Source organism: Mycobacterium sp. 2YAF39 (assembly GCF_052114565.1).
Classification (GTDB): Bacteria; Actinomycetota; Actinomycetes; order Mycobacteriales; family Mycobacteriaceae; genus Mycobacterium.
Genome location: NZ_JBFREZ010000002.1, coordinates 610,801 through 624,621, shown reverse-complemented (window position 1 = coordinate 624,621; position 13,821 = coordinate 610,801). Strand labels below are relative to the sequence as shown.

The 13,821-nt window shown below is 62.8% G+C and carries 15 protein-coding genes; 10 read left to right on the top strand and 5 right to left on the bottom strand.

Features of this window, described 5'->3' with window-relative positions:
* Nucleotides 1-96: 96 nt before the first annotated feature.
* The gene (locus AB4Z42_RS08490) at nt 97-999 is read left to right on the top strand and encodes a universal stress protein (protein ID WP_442008674.1); all 903 of its coding nucleotides are present in this window, start codon (nt 97-99) and stop codon (nt 997-999) included.
* Between the two features lie 117 nt (nt 1,000-1,116).
* A complete protein-coding gene (locus AB4Z42_RS08485) occupies nt 1,117-2,109 on the top strand; it encodes an Acg family FMN-binding oxidoreductase (protein WP_442008673.1) in 993 nt (330 codons plus the stop codon).
* A 12-nt stretch (nt 2,110-2,121) separates the two neighbouring features.
* Here AB4Z42_RS08485 and AB4Z42_RS08480 read toward each other — a convergent pair whose 3' ends face one another.
* Together AB4Z42_RS08480 and AB4Z42_RS08475 are read right to left on the bottom strand one after the other, a co-directional pair.
* Nucleotides 2,122-2,643 carry a GNAT family N-acetyltransferase gene (locus AB4Z42_RS08480; protein ID WP_442008672.1) on the bottom strand — a complete coding sequence of 174 codons (522 nt, stop codon included), beginning with the start codon at nt 2,641-2,643 and terminating at the stop codon, nt 2,122-2,124.
* A 27-nt stretch (nt 2,644-2,670) separates the two neighbouring features.
* Complete coding sequence (locus tag AB4Z42_RS08475; protein ID WP_442008671.1) at nt 2,671-3,456, bottom strand: universal stress protein; 786 nt, start codon at nt 3,454-3,456, stop codon at nt 2,671-2,673.
* 273 nt (nt 3,457-3,729) lie between these two features.
* Here AB4Z42_RS08475 and AB4Z42_RS08470 point away from each other — a divergent pair, with 273 nt between their 5' ends.
* Nucleotides 3,730-4,311 carry an Rv1733c family protein gene (locus AB4Z42_RS08470; protein WP_442008670.1) on the top strand — a complete coding sequence of 194 codons (582 nt, stop codon included), beginning with the start codon at nt 3,730-3,732 and terminating at the stop codon, nt 4,309-4,311.
* 54 nt (nt 4,312-4,365) lie between these two features.
* Nucleotides 4,366-5,253: a universal stress protein gene (locus AB4Z42_RS08465; protein WP_442008669.1), complete on the top strand. Its 888-nt coding sequence runs from the start codon at nt 4,366-4,368 to the stop codon at nt 5,251-5,253.
* A 19-nt stretch (nt 5,254-5,272) separates the two neighbouring features.
* On the opposite strand, the gene dosR is transcribed toward AB4Z42_RS08465, so the two are convergent.
* From dosR to AB4Z42_RS08450, 3 genes are all read right to left on the bottom strand, one after another.
* The gene (gene dosR / locus AB4Z42_RS08460; protein ID WP_442008668.1) at nt 5,273-5,923 is read right to left on the bottom strand and encodes a hypoxia response regulator transcription factor DosR/DevR; all 651 of its coding nucleotides are present in this window, start codon (nt 5,921-5,923) and stop codon (nt 5,273-5,275) included.
* 40 nt (nt 5,924-5,963) lie between these two features.
* Entirely contained in the window at nt 5,964-6,830 is an 867-nt protein-coding gene (locus tag AB4Z42_RS08455) for a universal stress protein (RefSeq protein ID WP_442008667.1), read from the bottom strand.
* Nucleotides 6,831-6,909: 79 nt separating this feature from the next.
* Complete coding sequence (locus AB4Z42_RS08450) at nt 6,910-7,902, bottom strand: Acg family FMN-binding oxidoreductase (RefSeq protein ID WP_442008666.1); 993 nt, start codon at nt 7,900-7,902, stop codon at nt 6,910-6,912.
* Between the two features lie 116 nt (nt 7,903-8,018).
* On the opposite strand from AB4Z42_RS08450, the gene AB4Z42_RS08445 reads away from it, so the two are divergent.
* From AB4Z42_RS08445 to AB4Z42_RS08420, 6 genes are all read left to right on the top strand, one after another.
* On the top strand, nt 8,019-9,512 hold the full coding sequence (locus tag AB4Z42_RS08445; RefSeq protein ID WP_442008890.1) for an AAA family ATPase: 1,494 nt from the start codon (nt 8,019-8,021) through the stop codon (nt 9,510-9,512).
* A 41-nt stretch (nt 9,513-9,553) separates the two neighbouring features.
* Nucleotides 9,554-10,474, top strand: a complete 921-nt coding sequence (locus AB4Z42_RS08440) for a universal stress protein (protein ID WP_442008665.1) — start codon at nt 9,554-9,556, stop codon at nt 10,472-10,474.
* Nucleotides 10,474-11,292, top strand: a complete 819-nt coding sequence (locus tag AB4Z42_RS08435) for a universal stress protein (protein ID WP_442008664.1) — start codon at nt 10,474-10,476, stop codon at nt 11,290-11,292. The genes AB4Z42_RS08440 and AB4Z42_RS08435 overlap by 1 nt, the downstream gene beginning before the upstream one ends.
* Before the next feature lie 68 nt (nt 11,293-11,360).
* Nucleotides 11,361-11,630: a DUF1918 domain-containing protein gene (locus tag AB4Z42_RS08430; protein ID WP_442008663.1), complete on the top strand. Its 270-nt coding sequence runs from the start codon at nt 11,361-11,363 to the stop codon at nt 11,628-11,630.
* A gap of 246 nt (nt 11,631-11,876) precedes the next feature.
* Entirely contained in the window at nt 11,877-12,677 is an 801-nt protein-coding gene (locus AB4Z42_RS08425) for a ribosome hibernation promotion factor (protein WP_442008662.1), read from the top strand.
* A gap of 221 nt (nt 12,678-12,898) precedes the next feature.
* On the top strand, nt 12,899-13,783 hold the full coding sequence (locus AB4Z42_RS08420; protein ID WP_442008661.1) for a universal stress protein: 885 nt from the start codon (nt 12,899-12,901) through the stop codon (nt 13,781-13,783).
* Nucleotides 13,784-13,821: the final 38 nt, after the last annotated feature.

Sequence of the window (13,821 nt, the reverse complement as noted above, 5' to 3'; positions counted from 1 at the left end):
GACGGACGAAGGACTCGAGAAACAGAACCGCCGATCGGGTTTGCGTTCGATCGGCGACCCCAATTAACCGGTTCACTATGGACGAAGGAGAATGAGATGAGTTCTGCAACAAGGCCTTCGGAGGAGAAATACCACGGCATCGTCGTCGGTGTCGACGGTTCGCCCGCCTCAGACCTCGCAACCGAATGGGCCGCACGAGACGCGGCACTGCGCAACGTGCCGTTGACACTCGTCCACATTCTCCCGGCAACAGATGTCGGACCGTTTGTGGACATGCCGATATCGGCGGACTTTTGGACCGAACGCGACCGACGCGGCGATCAGATAGTTGATGATGCTATGCGCGTGGTCGCGGCTGCGACATCCGGCACACCGGGTTTTGCCACGGAGCGACGTGTGCTATCCGGAGCCCCGGTGCCGACTCTCGTGGACATGTCAAAGGACGCGGAGATGGTGGTGGTTGGATGCCGTGGTGTCGGCGGTATCAAGAGACTTCTGCTGGGCTCAGTCAGCTCGGGCCTGGCGCACCATGCGCACTGCCCCGTGGCTGTGATCCACGACGAGGAGCCGATCATGGATTCGTTTGTCATGGCGCCCGTTGTTGTGGGCGTCGACGGGTCGCCGGCGTCTGAGCAAGCTACGGCAATCGCGTTCGACGAGGCGTCACGGCGCGGAGTCGAATTGGTGGCAGTACACACGTGGATGAACAGTGCCGATTTCCCGGCCGCTGTGGCCCGGGAGGGTGTGGCGGCGCAGGCCGAAGAGGAACTCGCCCAACAGCTCGCCGGATGGTGCGAGCGCTATCCAGATGTCACCGTCCAACGCGTGGTCGGTCAAGACAATCCCGCCCATCGCTTACTCGCGGAATCGGAACGGGCCCAGTTGCTGGTCGTGGGGAGTCATGGACGCGGGGGATTCGCCGGTCTTCTCCTGGGTTCGGTGAGTTCGGCGTTAGCACAAGCGGCGCACATCCCGGTGATCGTGGCACGCCAGTCCTAAGGCTTGGTTTCGACACCGCAAGTCATACGTGTCCGGGTCTTTAGACCCTCTCAATTCTGATCGGGAAACGGCACTCTGAAAAGAAGGCAAGGACTACTCCTATCGAGGTTGGTACGAATGAGCACACATTTTCCAGACGGCGAAACCGTCAGATCAGCTCTGCTGCTGGCCGTTCGGGCGCCGTCGGTGCACAACTCGCAGCCATGGCGTTGGGTGGTGGGCGAGCACAGTCTGCATCTCTACGCAGATCGTGATCGACAACTGCCGAATACGGACCCGGACTCGCGGGACCTGTTGCTCAGTTGTGGTGCTGCGTTGAACCACTGTGTGGTCGCCCTGGCCGCGTTGGGGTGGGCAGCCAAAATCCACCGGTTTCCCAATCCCGCTGATGCAGAACACCTGGCGTCGATCGAACTTCGTCGTCAGGCACCGGCCGATCTGGACATTGCTCTGGCGGCGGCAATCCCGCGTCGTCGCACTGATCGACGCCTCTATAGTCAATGGCCGGTCGCGAAGGGCGACCTTGCGTTGATGGGCGCTCGCGCGGCACGTGCAGGCGTGACCATGCGCCGGGTCGACGACATCACAACTCTGAAGCGGATCGTCGCCGATGCCGCCTTCCGTCATGCGACTGACGCCGCATACTCCTCAGAGTTGGCAGCATGGAGCGGACGATATGCGTCTGCGGCCGGAATTCCGGCCAGGAGCACACCGGTGCCGGACTCAGCGGCTGTCATTCCTGGACGATGGTTCGCCGGGCCGGTGCTCGCGCAACCGCCGAATCTGGATGCAGTCGAGGACAACGCTGTTGTCGTCGCTCTGGGCACAGCGGACGATGACGACCTGTCGAGGCTGCGTGCCGGTGAAGCCACCAGCGTGGTGCTTCTGACGGCAACTGCGCTGGGACTCGCGAGCTGCCCGATCACCGAACCGTTGGAGATCGCCGAGACCCGCGAAGCGGTAAGGGCGGATGTCCTCGACAACGATGGTTATCCGCAAATGCTCTTGCGCGTCGGCTGGGCTCCCGTCAACGGCGATCCGCTGCCCGCCACGCCGCGCCGAGAGTTGGCGGAAGTGGTTGCTCGGCTGGACGATTCATCCTTTGGCTAGCCAGCATTCCAGTCAGTGGGCTTCGTCCAGATCGATTTCGAGGTGTAACACCGAACCATCCCGGTGGCGGGCGCAGGGCCAACCTGCGTCGGACAGCACGTGAAGCATGGAAACGTTCTGGGTCAGCACATCAGCGATGAGGTGATGGATGTCGTTCGACTTGGCAATTTCGCCGAGGCGGCGCAACAAGGCGGTACCCACCCCGCGCAGGTGCTCGTCGTGGGCAACGACAATCGCCACCTCGGCGTCGCCGGGTGTCTGGCACGCGACGTAATTGGCTACACCGAGCAGCTTCTCGAATGCGAATGCGCCGAGTGCATACTGCTCTTCGGAATGCTTCGTGAGGGACCGGGCTCGCGCCTGCAGATGCGCTGGGTGCAATGTGAAGAAGCGGAGGTAGCGCTCGTTGTCACTGAGTCTTTCATAAAGCTGGACGAGACCGTCGGCATCGGAGGGCTTGAGCCTGCGAACTGTGATCAAGTCGCCGTCGAGCAGCTCAGCGTACGAGAGCTCTTCTAGGCGTTCATGACTCATTGCTGACGATCTAGGGGGTCAGCACTGCTAGTGCGCGACTAGTACTGAGCACTCACCGTGTGGCACCAATGAGTGTCCGTGCGGCCCGACAATCTGGGTAATTCGCCGGGCCTCTGCCCCGCCGATGACGGCCAACTGCGCCTTGTCATCCTTGGTCTCAGCCACAAATCGGTCGATTCCGACGTCGGCGGCGACACGGAATATGTCGACATCTGGATAACTCTGCTGCCAATCTTCGACTCGACGGTCGAGTTCGTCGCATGCGATCTTGCCGACACCCCTCCGCCGCACGCCAACAGCCAATACCGGTGCGTGGCGAATCCGGGCTTCCTGCATTGCGAGCTCGCCGACGGCCTCATTGCCAGCGGCATCTTCCACCGCGACGACAATCCAGTCGCTGGGGTCGGGGGGCGTCTCACCTGTTCGGATGACCGCGACGGGGCAATATGCGTCTTCGGCGAGCGTCGCTGCTGTGGATCCGAATAGTGTCCGAGCGACCGCTCCGATCCCGGTCGATCCCACACATAGCATCGCGGCATTGCGAGATTCGTCGATCAACGATGGATTCACAGGGCCCCAGAGTATTTCGGTTTCTACCTTAACGGCCTTGCCGGTTGCTTCTACAGCAGCGGAGGCAGCGCGCAGCGATGCCTCGGCGTACTGGAGCTCGAGACGGAAGTCGTCGCCGGCAGAGACAGTCTCCTCTGCGATATGGATGACGTGGACGATCCGGAGAGGCACATCGCGACTGATCGCTTCGTCGATCGCCCACAGGGCCGCTTTTATCGCGGCATCCGACCCGTCAACGCCCACCACTATCGGCGCGGATGCATTCCACATGTCGAGACTCCTCCGAACGGTCGAGCCGTTGTCTTGCCTGTTAATGCTATCGGCGGTGAGTACTGCCGAGACGGGCCATTGGTCCCTGGGTGCGGCGCCGATGGTCCCACCTCCTGGCCGACAGCCGAAGAAGACCTCTGGCCCATCCCCAACAGGCCATTGGACCCTGGAGTCGCGGTTCATCGGCACCCATGATCGAACTAAGGGACCTCAGACACGGTCGGCGACAGACGAGGGAGAGACGTCATGCAACCGTTCACGATTACGTTGGGGCGTCAGTGGTGGAGCCGAATCGTCGGGCGCAACCCATTGGTGAGGAACACCGATCGGATCCAGGCGTGGGCGTTCGTTCTCGCAGCCGCCTTCACTTTCCTCGCTATGCCCGTCGCCGGTGCCATCGGAACATCCGTGTACGACAACCAAATCCGGTTCTATGCGCAAGAGGCCGCGCACCGCCACGCGGTGACCGCCACGGCGCTCGAGAAAAGCACCGTCGATGTGGGGCCGGGACCAGAGGATGTCTCGTTTTTTGTCCGGGCCTCCTGGACTGATGCAGGTAGCGACCACGTCGGCGTCGTCGAATGGGCTGATAAAGCAACGGTTGGCGATCAAGCCGACATCTGGGTCGACGACGTCACCGGCGAGCCGGTTGATCCACCTTCGCCACCCAGTGCCGCGGTCAGCGATGCCGTGGGCGTGGCCTTCTCTGTGTGGTTCGTCGTTATGGCAACCGCCGTCGGCGGCGCCTGTCTCATTCGGGAGCATCTCGCACACCGCACATATATCCAATGGGATCGCGAGCTCCAAGAGCTCAACTACCAAGCCTGAACGTAGCGTCGCACCTACAGCGGTCATATAGGCCCTGGCTAGAAGGAGTCTGCAATGTCAACCCCCCCAACGCATCACGGCATCCTCGTGGGGGCCGACGGTTCTCCTCCGTCGACGGTAGCGGTCGATTGGGCGGCGCGAGAAGCCGCGATGCGCAAGCTTCCGCTGTCGATTGTCCACGTCATCCAGTCACCGGCCGTCCGAATGTGGCCGGATATTCCCGTGCCGCCCGAAGTTGTCGCACGCCTAGCGAGAGTGGGTCACGAGATCCTCAGTGATGCGAGCAGGACCGCGAAGGAGGCGACCGCGGGCTCGCGCCAGATTCACATTGAGACGGAGCTGATCACGGGCGGTGCCTTGCCTACCTTGGTAGATCTGTCCAAGGACGCGGAAATGATGGTCGTCGGATGCCGCGGTACCGGGCCGATCAACCGGCGGCTGCTCGGATCGGTCAGCAGGGGTCTCATCCAGCACGCCCATGCTCCGGTCGCAGTCATTCATGACGAGGACGCGATGACGGACCCGGCCAAAGCGCCTGTCCTCGTAGGCATCGACGGCTCGTCGGTATCAGATTCCGCCACCGCCGTCGCCTTCGATGAAGCGTCCCGCCGAGGCGTCGACCTGATCGCCTTGCATGTCTGGAGCGACTTCGCGCTATACGATCTGCCCGAGACCGAGATGCCTGCTCTGCAGCGGCGTGCGAACGAAACCCTGTCTGAGCGCCTCGCGGGCTGGCGGGAGCGGTATCCCGACGTGAACGTGCGGCCCGTCGTCGCCCTCAACCGCCCCGTGCACCAGTTGCTCGAATGGTCCGAGGCGGCGCAACTGACCGTCGTCGGCAGTCACGGCCGGGGCGGGTTCGCAGGCATGCTGCTTGGTTCTGTCAGTTTGGCGGTTGCAGAGTCGGCACGCATGCCTGTTCTGGTGGTTCGCCCGACCTGAGATGCCTTTGAAGTGGTGCCTATTCCTCGGTGCTGCGATGGGATTGATCCAGCTTGGACACGAACACCGCCGCCTGGGTACGGCGTTCCATGCCGAGCTTGGCCAACAACCGCGAGACGTAGTTCTTGACCGTCTTCTCTGCCAGGAACATCCTGGCAGCGATCTGCTTGTTGGTCAGACCTTCTCCCAGCAGATCCAGCAACACCCGTTCCTGGTCGCTGAGACCGGCCAAGGGATCGGATTTCTCGGCGGCCCCCCGCAGTTTTGCCATCAACGCTGCCGCAGCCCGGTTGTCCAGCAGTGAACGGCCGGCACCGACGTCCTTGATTGCCTGGGCGAGTTCCATGCCCTTGATGTCCTTGACTACATACCCGCTCGCGCCTGCCAATATCGCATCCAGCATCGCCTCGTCAGACGTGAATGACGTGAGCATCAAGCAGCGCAGGTCCGGCAGCCGAGACAGCAGATCGCGGCACAGTTCAATGCCGTTGCCGTCGGGGAGCCGCACGTCGAGAACTGCGACATCGGGCTGGAGCGCCGGTATCCGTGCCAGCGCCTGCGCCGCCGATCCGGCCTCGCCGATCACCTCGAGCTCAGGATCGGCGCTCAACAGGTCGATCAGCCCACGTCGGACGACTTCGTGGTCATCGACGAGAAAGACTTTCACCACGTGAAGCCCCCTCTTCCGGGAACGCAGCCAGGACGTCCGCTCACAATACGGTCTGCGGTTGGCAGATCAACACCGAACAACCGGCTTCATGCAGCGATGCGTAGCCGGGCGGTCCCACAAGATTTTTGATTCCGCTGGCGCGTTCATGGCCCACCACGAGCAGCTGGATCGAATCGGCGTATTCCGTCAGATAGTTCAGAGTGTTCCCGTGCACCACAACGGCCTCTATGTCGAGGTCGGGGTAGCGCTTCTTCCACTGCGCCAGTTGACGCTCAAGGCGCGCCTTGGCGAGCCTGTTGCCATCGGCCACCGCTCGACTGTCGTAGATGTCGGTGAACCGAGAGGGCCAGCTGTTCAGTACTCGCAACGGCGCCTCGCGGAGCCGTGCCTCGTCGAGGGCGCGCTGCAATACATGGTTACTGGCCGGTGACCCGTCGACCTCGGCGACCACCCAGCCTTGCCCCGGGCGAGGACGAGACGCGCGGACGATCGCGACCGGGCAATGGGCGGAGGCCGCCACTGCCGCAGCTGTGGACCCCATCTGCCCATATCCGCTGTGTCTCAGACCCATGTCGCCTAGGCAGATCATCGCAGCCGATCTGGACGCATCGATCAGCGCACGCGCCGGCTGGGTCTGCAGGATCTCGGCCTCGATCTTGACCGGCTTGTCGGTCGACTCGACGGTTACGAACGCGTGGCGAACCGCTATCTCCGCCGCCGCCAGGTTCCTTGCTGCATCGCCAACATCAGCGTCCGGGGGATCATCGGGGTGTACGGCATAAACGAGGCGTAACGGGATATCGCGACTGACTGCCTCGTCGACGGCCCACAATGCCGCATCGAGTGCCGTGCGCGACCCATCGATGCCGACCACGATTGAGGCCGGCGAATGAGATAGATCGTGCATGTTGGCTCCTTGTGCGGTGGCAGTGAGTGACCGACCCTGTCTTCGGGTGGACATTCAGAGACGAAAGCCCTTGGTGCGGTCAGATATCCTTCGGCCGGACCTCGAAGACCTCGTCGATTGGTCTCCGCGGCGTCGGCGGCGGCTTCTCTTCGATCTCGGGAGCCGAACCGATGCGGATCAGTAGTTGGGGGTTGGTCGTCTGGCCTATCAAGGACGCGACGACATTGCGACCCGGCCACAGCTCGGTGATGTGTGTCAGCGTGCACGTGGCAAGGCCCGCCATCGTGGCTTCGAGCAAGACTGCGGACAGCATTTCTCCGCACCGGAGCATGGAGGCGCGATCTTCGTCGTATGTCGACAGGACGAGAACCTTCGAATGGTCATGACCGACCTCAAAGCGACGGTCCGTGTTATGTGTGACAGGGAACTGGCGCCCCACATCGACACGGTCACCCTCGGACGCCGATACCAACGCGCTGTGAGGTATGCCATCCCGAGACTCGAATGGTCCTGTCCACCAACTAATTTCAGAATGATAGGGCGAGTCGTAGAGACGTAGGGATTCAGTTGTCTCCGAGACCTCCGCGAGCTCCCCGCGCAATTCCTCAGCGATGACGTCCAGACGCACTGCACGAGAGGTAACTGCGCGGCGTAATTGCAATTCAACGGTGTCCCACTCCGGCGGCTCGGCAAACGGAAGCCGGTCGGTACGTCGCAGCAGTATCGTGTCAGCGCGCCGACGGTGTCCGTCAGTTACGAATTCCATCGGACTGAAATCGACCGACGCCAGGTGCAACGTGTTGTTCGGGTTCGGGTATCGGTCGATGTTCGTGGTCCAACCGGCTGCAGCCATTGCCACCTGGAAGTGGTCAAGTACGGCGCCACAGCCAATCAACGCTTCTCGGCCCGAGTGGTCGGTCGAGTAGAGAACCCGATCCTTGTCGAGAAACAGATGAACCGACTTGCCGGCAGCGATCCAACGCCACGGCTGGCTATTGTGCAGCGATGGCGCGCGGCAAGCCAATTGCACTGCATCCTTGATCACTTGGATGTCAACAATCGTGTCTCGCATGGACTTAGTTTCCGCGTGCTCCAAAAGCCGCAAACAGGGTCAATGGTCCTCAAGCGCGGGCCTTAGGACCCTGTCCAGGCTGCAGCTGCAGGATGAAACATCAAGGTATGAACGTCATGGCTGCCGCGGTGGACGCCGTCGAAGAGCCTGGGGCGTTCGCGGGAAACCTGGACGCACAGGTGCGGGAGACGCACACGGGCGTCGTGGTCCTCCTCGGCGATAAGGCGTACAAGGCGAAGAAACCGATCGCCACGGACTTTCTGGATTTCACCACACCGGAACGGCGGGAGAACGCCTGTGAGCGCGAGGTAGCACTGAACAGCCGGCTCGCCCCAGACAGTTATCTCGGGGTGGCGCACTTCACCGGTCCCAGAGGTGGCGCACCGGAACCGGTGGTCGTGATGCGACGCTACGCCGACTCGACGCGTTTGGCTTCGCTGATCACCAGCGATCGGCCGGTGCACCACCATCTGGAAGCCATTGCGGAGAAGTTGGCGTCATTTCACCGTTACGCGTCGAGAAGCCAGGCGATCGACGACCACGGAACGGCAGCCTCTGTCTCGGCTCGGTGGGAGCAGAACCTGATGGAAATGAGGCGATTTGCCGACACGGTGATTCCGGACATCGCTCTTCGAGAAGTGAAGCGGTTGTCCTCACAATTCATTGCGGGCCGCGGTGACTTGTTCGCCGAGCGCATCAGCGACCGTCATATCGTCGACGGTCACGCGGATCTCCTTGCCGACGACATCTTCTGCACATCTGAGGAACTGGCAATACTCGACTGTCTCGAGTTCGACGACGATCTTCGCTACGTAGATGCCATCGATGATGCGGCGTTTCTGGCGATGGACCTCGAGTTTCTCGGCCGCCGGGATCTCGGCGACTTCTTCCTCGAAGACTATCGTCGGCGCGCCCAGGACCCTGCCCCGAATGCACTGGTGCACTTTTACATCGCCTATCGCGCTGTGGTGCGCGCGAAGGTCGACTGTGTTCGCTTTGCACAGGGTCATGCGGAGGCATCCGCCGATGCACGCCGGCATATGGACATCGCGCTCGAGCACTTGCGGGACGGCACTGTTCAGATCATCGTCATCGGCGGCGGCCCCGGCACCGGAAAGACCACTTTGTCGAGGGCATTGGCTGAACAGTTTCGTGCAGAGGTGATTTCGACCGACGAAGTGCGCCACCAGTTAGAGCAGTCTGGTGCGATAGCGGGATCGGTCGGTGTCGTCGACGCGGGGCTTTATTCGTCGGACAATGTCACAGCGGTGTACGACGAGGTGCTTCGGCGGGCGCGGACACTGCTGGGCCGCGGTTCGGCGGTGGTATTGGACGGCACGTGGCGCGACCCAGTGCAGCGTGAAAGGGCCCGTCGGATCGCAGCACAGACGCATTCCCCGATTGTGGAACTCACCTGCGCCGCAACACTTGAAGAGGCATCGACGAGGATTCAGAACAGGGGAGTGACGGACTCCGACGCGACACCGGGGATCGCAGCCGCGATGGCGAAGGAAATTGTTGCCCAAATCGACGGCCATTTAATCGACACCACACGTCCGCTCGAGGAGTCAGTTGCCGAGGCGCGCCAAATTTGTTGCCTCGCAATCTGACGATGCAGACTGAAATGAGGTGAGATCTGTTGGTAGACAGCGTGAGCCCCATCGTCGTCGGAGTGGACGGCAGCGACAACGCTATAGGGTCGGCTCGTTGGGCTGCGGCGGTCGCATCGAAGCTCGGCGCGCCGCTCCATATCGTTCATGCCCGGCCGTACCCAGGTCACAATCTGTCTGATGCCGTCGCCGCGGCACGGGCGTCTGAGATGGCTGCGGCGGAGAAGGCAGCCCCGGCAACCCTTGCCGCCGCCGTACAGGCCGTCCGCCGTGATTTCTGCGAATTGCGCATCACGACCGCGAACGTGTCCGACTCCATCGAACGATTGTTGATCGACCTGAGCCAGTATGCCCAGTTGATCGTCCTGGGTTGTGACGAAGTGAGACCTGGGGCGGCCATCGTGGTCGGCTCGACCACGGTCGCCGTCGCAGCGAACGCGACCTGCCCGGTGGTTGCCTGGCGTGGTGATGTGACCGCGCCGACCGCTCAGCCGATTGTGATCGGCGTGGACGGCGATGACGACAGCCGCGTGGCGATTACTGCGGCCTTCGAACTCGCGCAACGTTTCGGCGTGAGTATCGTCGCAATCCATGCTTGGGCGGCGCGCCGATCGCTGGGCGATGTCACCCTGCCGTTCATGATCGATTGGGACGCTGTCAAAGCCGATGAACGAGAACACCTCGTGAAGATGGTGGCACCGTGGACACGGTTGTATCCAGACGTCCAGGTCGACTACGTGGTCGACCGGGACAAGCCGAGCCGAGCTCTTCTGCATCACTCGGGAGACGCGCAGCTTGTGGTGATCGGTAGCCGAGGGCACGGGCCGCTGTTGGGCTCGCTGTTGGGCTCAACGGGGCTCAACCTTCTGCACCATTCCTCGATCCCCACGATGATCTGCCGATCGACCGGCGCACACGGTGACATTTCATCGGAGCATCAATTCAGAGGAAGAGCCAAGTGATGAAAAATTCAAAATTGCCAGTCGTTGTGGGGATCGATGGATCGAAACATGCGGTCCACGCTGCGCTTTGGGCCGTGGACGAAGCGGTTGACCGCGACGTTCCGATACTGCTGGTCTGCGTGGTCAATCCGCACGCCGAGGATCTCGAGCGCGAATACGCCTATGCCCGGCATGCGCTACATGAGGCGTGGATCGCCGCGGAGGCCACTGGAGAGGTCGTCAAGCTCGAATCAACGATTCTTCAGGGCGATGCCGTCGAACAGCTCAGGGAGGCATCGCGATTGGGTCAGTTGATCTGCGTTGGCTCACGGGGGATCGACGACTCACCGCACCATGAGCACGGATCGACCGCCGCGGCACTGGCGCAGGTCGCCTCCACGCCGGTGGTTGTCGTCCGGCGCCGCCATCCCCACAAACCGTTGACCGACCCTCTTTGGATCGTGGCCGCAGTGGACGAATCGCCCGGCGGCAGCGCCGTCCTGCAAGCAGCGATCGACGAAGCGACTCTGCGAAAGGCGCCGGTGTTGGCACTGACGCGATGGCCGTCGGCGATGACAACCGACTCGGACGACAAGCGCGATGTGCGCACGCGGCTCGCCCAGTACCTCGCCGAGGCGCAAGAGGATGACGCTGCAGGCGTCCAGATTTGTGCGCTCCCGATCTCGCACCACATCGCAGGTGTCCTGGCGCAGAGTGCCAACATCGACCAACTGGTGATCGTGGACGCGCATGATCCCGTGTTGACGGCCGAAGCCGTTGGCCCCGAAGCCCGAAAGGCACTTCGCCACACGAACTGTTCTGTACTGGTTCTTCGCTAACTGATGCGAGGAGACGCAAATGGAACCGTCAGGAACGATCGGTGCTGTCCTACGAAGGAGACAGTGTGATGAAGGCAAGGGTTGGCGACTGGTTGGTGATGAAGGGCCTCACTGTCGACCAGCGCGAAGAGCGCGGACTGATCATGGAGGTGCATTCGACCGACGGTGCACCCCCGTACGTGGTCCATTGGCTTCACAACGACCATGTGGCGACTGTGTTTCCGGGCCCTGACGCGCTTGTGGTGACGGCCGCGGAGCAGCGGGCGGCCGACGAGCGCGCCAAGGGGCGTATCGCCGCGGTTCAGGCCGGCATCAAGCGCCAGTCCAAGAGCGGATAGCGGCCGAGTCCGGGATCGTCGTCGGAACCGATGGCTCGCCGTCGGCAGATGCGGCAATCCGCTGGGCCGCCGAGGATGCCGGGATCCGGTCGTGATTTACATCTGCCATCGCGGGCGTGCTGTACCTGCTGTGCGCCAACCGAACTGGGCGGGCGGCAGCGCTCTGCCGACAACGGGACTAAGGTCGCCGTCCCTGTGACCGAAGACCCTCGCATCCGCACTGATTTGCGGCGTATCAACGACATCATGACGCACAGAACCGATTCGCCACCTGTCGATGTAGTCGTAACGACGCACGGCTTGCTTCCGGGCGCCGCCGAGTATGCGCGGAGCAAGATGGAAAGGCTCGGGGAGCTTTCCCGCCGACCGGTGCTGCGCGCCCACGTCAAGCTGACAAGGCATTGCGATCCTGCGGTCTGGCGCCCGGTTGTCGCACAGGCGAACCTCGACGTGCAGGGCAGGCCCGTCCGGGCTCAGGCCGAGGGGGTCACCGCGCGCGAAGCGATTGATCGTCTGGCGGCCAGGCTACGTCACCAACTTCAGCGCGCCGCCGAACACTGGGAAGGCACCCGGGGCGCCATTCGGCCATCCGGTTCCTACTCATGGCAGCACGGTTCGAGGCCGACGCGGCGGCCGAGCCACTTTCCGCGGACGGCGGACGAACGTCGTGTCATCCGACGCAATTCATTCGCCATGGCGCCATGCTCGGTAGACGAAGCGGCCCTCGAAATGGACCTGCTCGATTATGACTTCCACTTGTTCAACGAGAAAGGCTCCGGTATCGCAGGTGTCCTCTACCGCGGCGACCCGACCGGGTACCGCCTGGCGCAGGTGGCCCCCACCACACCGGAGGAGCTTTCACCATATGAGCTGCGGCTGACGATCAGCCCACACCCGGCACCCTGCATCACCGTCGAACAGGCCGCGGAGCGCCTCGATGCTCTCGGGCTGCCGTTCGTGTTCTTCATCGATGCTGCCCAAGGCCGCGCCGCCGTGCTGTATGTCCGCTACGACGGGCATTACGGGTTGATCACGCCGGCCGGTTAGCGTCTGGCGGCTGCACGGGCGTACCCAAGATCAGGCGGCCCTGGAGCTACCCCCTAGCGGCTCAGGGGCCGCCGCCTGCACTCGGCCGACGCCGGCCGGGCGGCGGAACCGATTTCTGCTCGGAGGGGCCGTATGCCCTTTTCCCGAGGACCAATGCCTCCAGTAGGGTCGCCGCGATATTCGTAACGTCATCAACGGTTGTCGATCGCTAGGAGGCACGCATGTCCAGGCGGATCTCACATCACGGTGTGGTCGTCGGCGCCGACGGGTCCCCGTCGTCACGAATGGCGGTTGCGTGGGCGACGCACGAGGCAGCGATGCGTCATGTCCCGCTGACCGTTGTTCATGTCGTGGACTCCTTGTCGGTCGCGGCATCGACATTGGCGTGGCCGGCCGGCCGAATCCCCGAGCAGGTGCGCGAGATTCAGGAGAACGAGGCGCGCAATGTTATCGCCGATGCCGTAAGCGCCGCCGTGGCCGCCGCAAGCGGGGATCGCCCGGAAATCGCCAGCGAGTTGCTGTGTGGGAAGCCTGTACCGTCCCTCGTGGATCTGTCGAAGACCGCCCAGATGGTGGTGATCGGCCGTCGGGGGCGCACCGGGCGGCATGGCCGCTTACTCGGGTCGGTGAGCGCCGGATTGATCCACCACGCCCATTGTCCCGTCGCGGTCATCTACGACGAGGGTTTGCCATCACGCCTGCCGGTGCTGGTGGGTATCGATGGTTCGCAGGCCTCGGAATCGGCATTGGCGATTGCGTTCGACGAAGCGTCTTGGAGGGGAGTGGATCTGGTGGCACTGCGTGTCGTGTGGGATGCCGACGCGTCCTTCTTCGGCATGGAATGGTCGGCGTTTCAGTCCGTGGCTGAGACGATGCTCGCCGAAAGCCTGGCGGTCTGGAAATGCCGGTATCCGGAGGTCAATGTGCAAGCTGTGGTCGAATTCGAGCACCCGGCGCGCCATCTGCTCCAGCAGTCCGAGGCGGCGCAGCTCGTCGTGGTCGGCAATAGCGGGCGCGGCGCGCTCGCCGAGATGTTGCTCGGTTCGGTCAGTTCCGCATTGGCGCAGGGCGCACATACCCCGGTGCTTGTCGTTCGTCAGCACTAGCGTGCAGCCTCAAGCTTGCGGTGTCTGAAGGTTCCGCG

Excerpts from the sequence above, each read along its gene's own strand:
- AB4Z42_RS08490 (WP_442008674.1), top strand. The coding sequence starts at position 97 with ATGAGTTCTGCAACAAGGCCTTCGGAGGAGAAATACCACGGCATCGTC.
- AB4Z42_RS08485 (WP_442008673.1), top strand. The coding sequence starts at position 1,117 with ATGAGCACACATTTTCCAGACGGCGAAACCGTCAGATCAGCTCTGCTG.
- AB4Z42_RS08480 (WP_442008672.1), bottom strand. The coding sequence starts at position 2,643 with ATGAGTCATGAACGCCTAGAAGAGCTCTCGTACGCTGAGCTGCTCGAC.
- AB4Z42_RS08470 (WP_442008670.1), top strand. The coding sequence starts at position 3,730 with ATGCAACCGTTCACGATTACGTTGGGGCGTCAGTGGTGGAGCCGAATC.
- AB4Z42_RS08465 (WP_442008669.1), top strand. The coding sequence starts at position 4,366 with ATGTCAACCCCCCCAACGCATCACGGCATCCTCGTGGGGGCCGACGGT.
- AB4Z42_RS08455 (WP_442008667.1), bottom strand. The coding sequence starts at position 6,830 with ATGCACGATCTATCTCATTCGCCGGCCTCAATCGTGGTCGGCATCGAT.
- AB4Z42_RS08450 (WP_442008666.1), bottom strand. The coding sequence starts at position 7,902 with ATGCGAGACACGATTGTTGACATCCAAGTGATCAAGGATGCAGTGCAA.
- AB4Z42_RS08445 (WP_442008890.1), top strand. The coding sequence starts at position 8,019 with ATGGCTGCCGCGGTGGACGCCGTCGAAGAGCCTGGGGCGTTCGCGGGA.
- AB4Z42_RS08435 (WP_442008664.1), top strand. The coding sequence starts at position 10,474 with ATGAAAAATTCAAAATTGCCAGTCGTTGTGGGGATCGATGGATCGAAA.
- AB4Z42_RS08430 (WP_442008663.1), top strand. The coding sequence starts at position 11,361 with ATGAAGGCAAGGGTTGGCGACTGGTTGGTGATGAAGGGCCTCACTGTC.
- AB4Z42_RS08425 (WP_442008662.1), top strand. The coding sequence starts at position 11,877 with ATGACGCACAGAACCGATTCGCCACCTGTCGATGTAGTCGTAACGACG.
- AB4Z42_RS08420 (WP_442008661.1), top strand. The coding sequence starts at position 12,899 with ATGTCCAGGCGGATCTCACATCACGGTGTGGTCGTCGGCGCCGACGGG.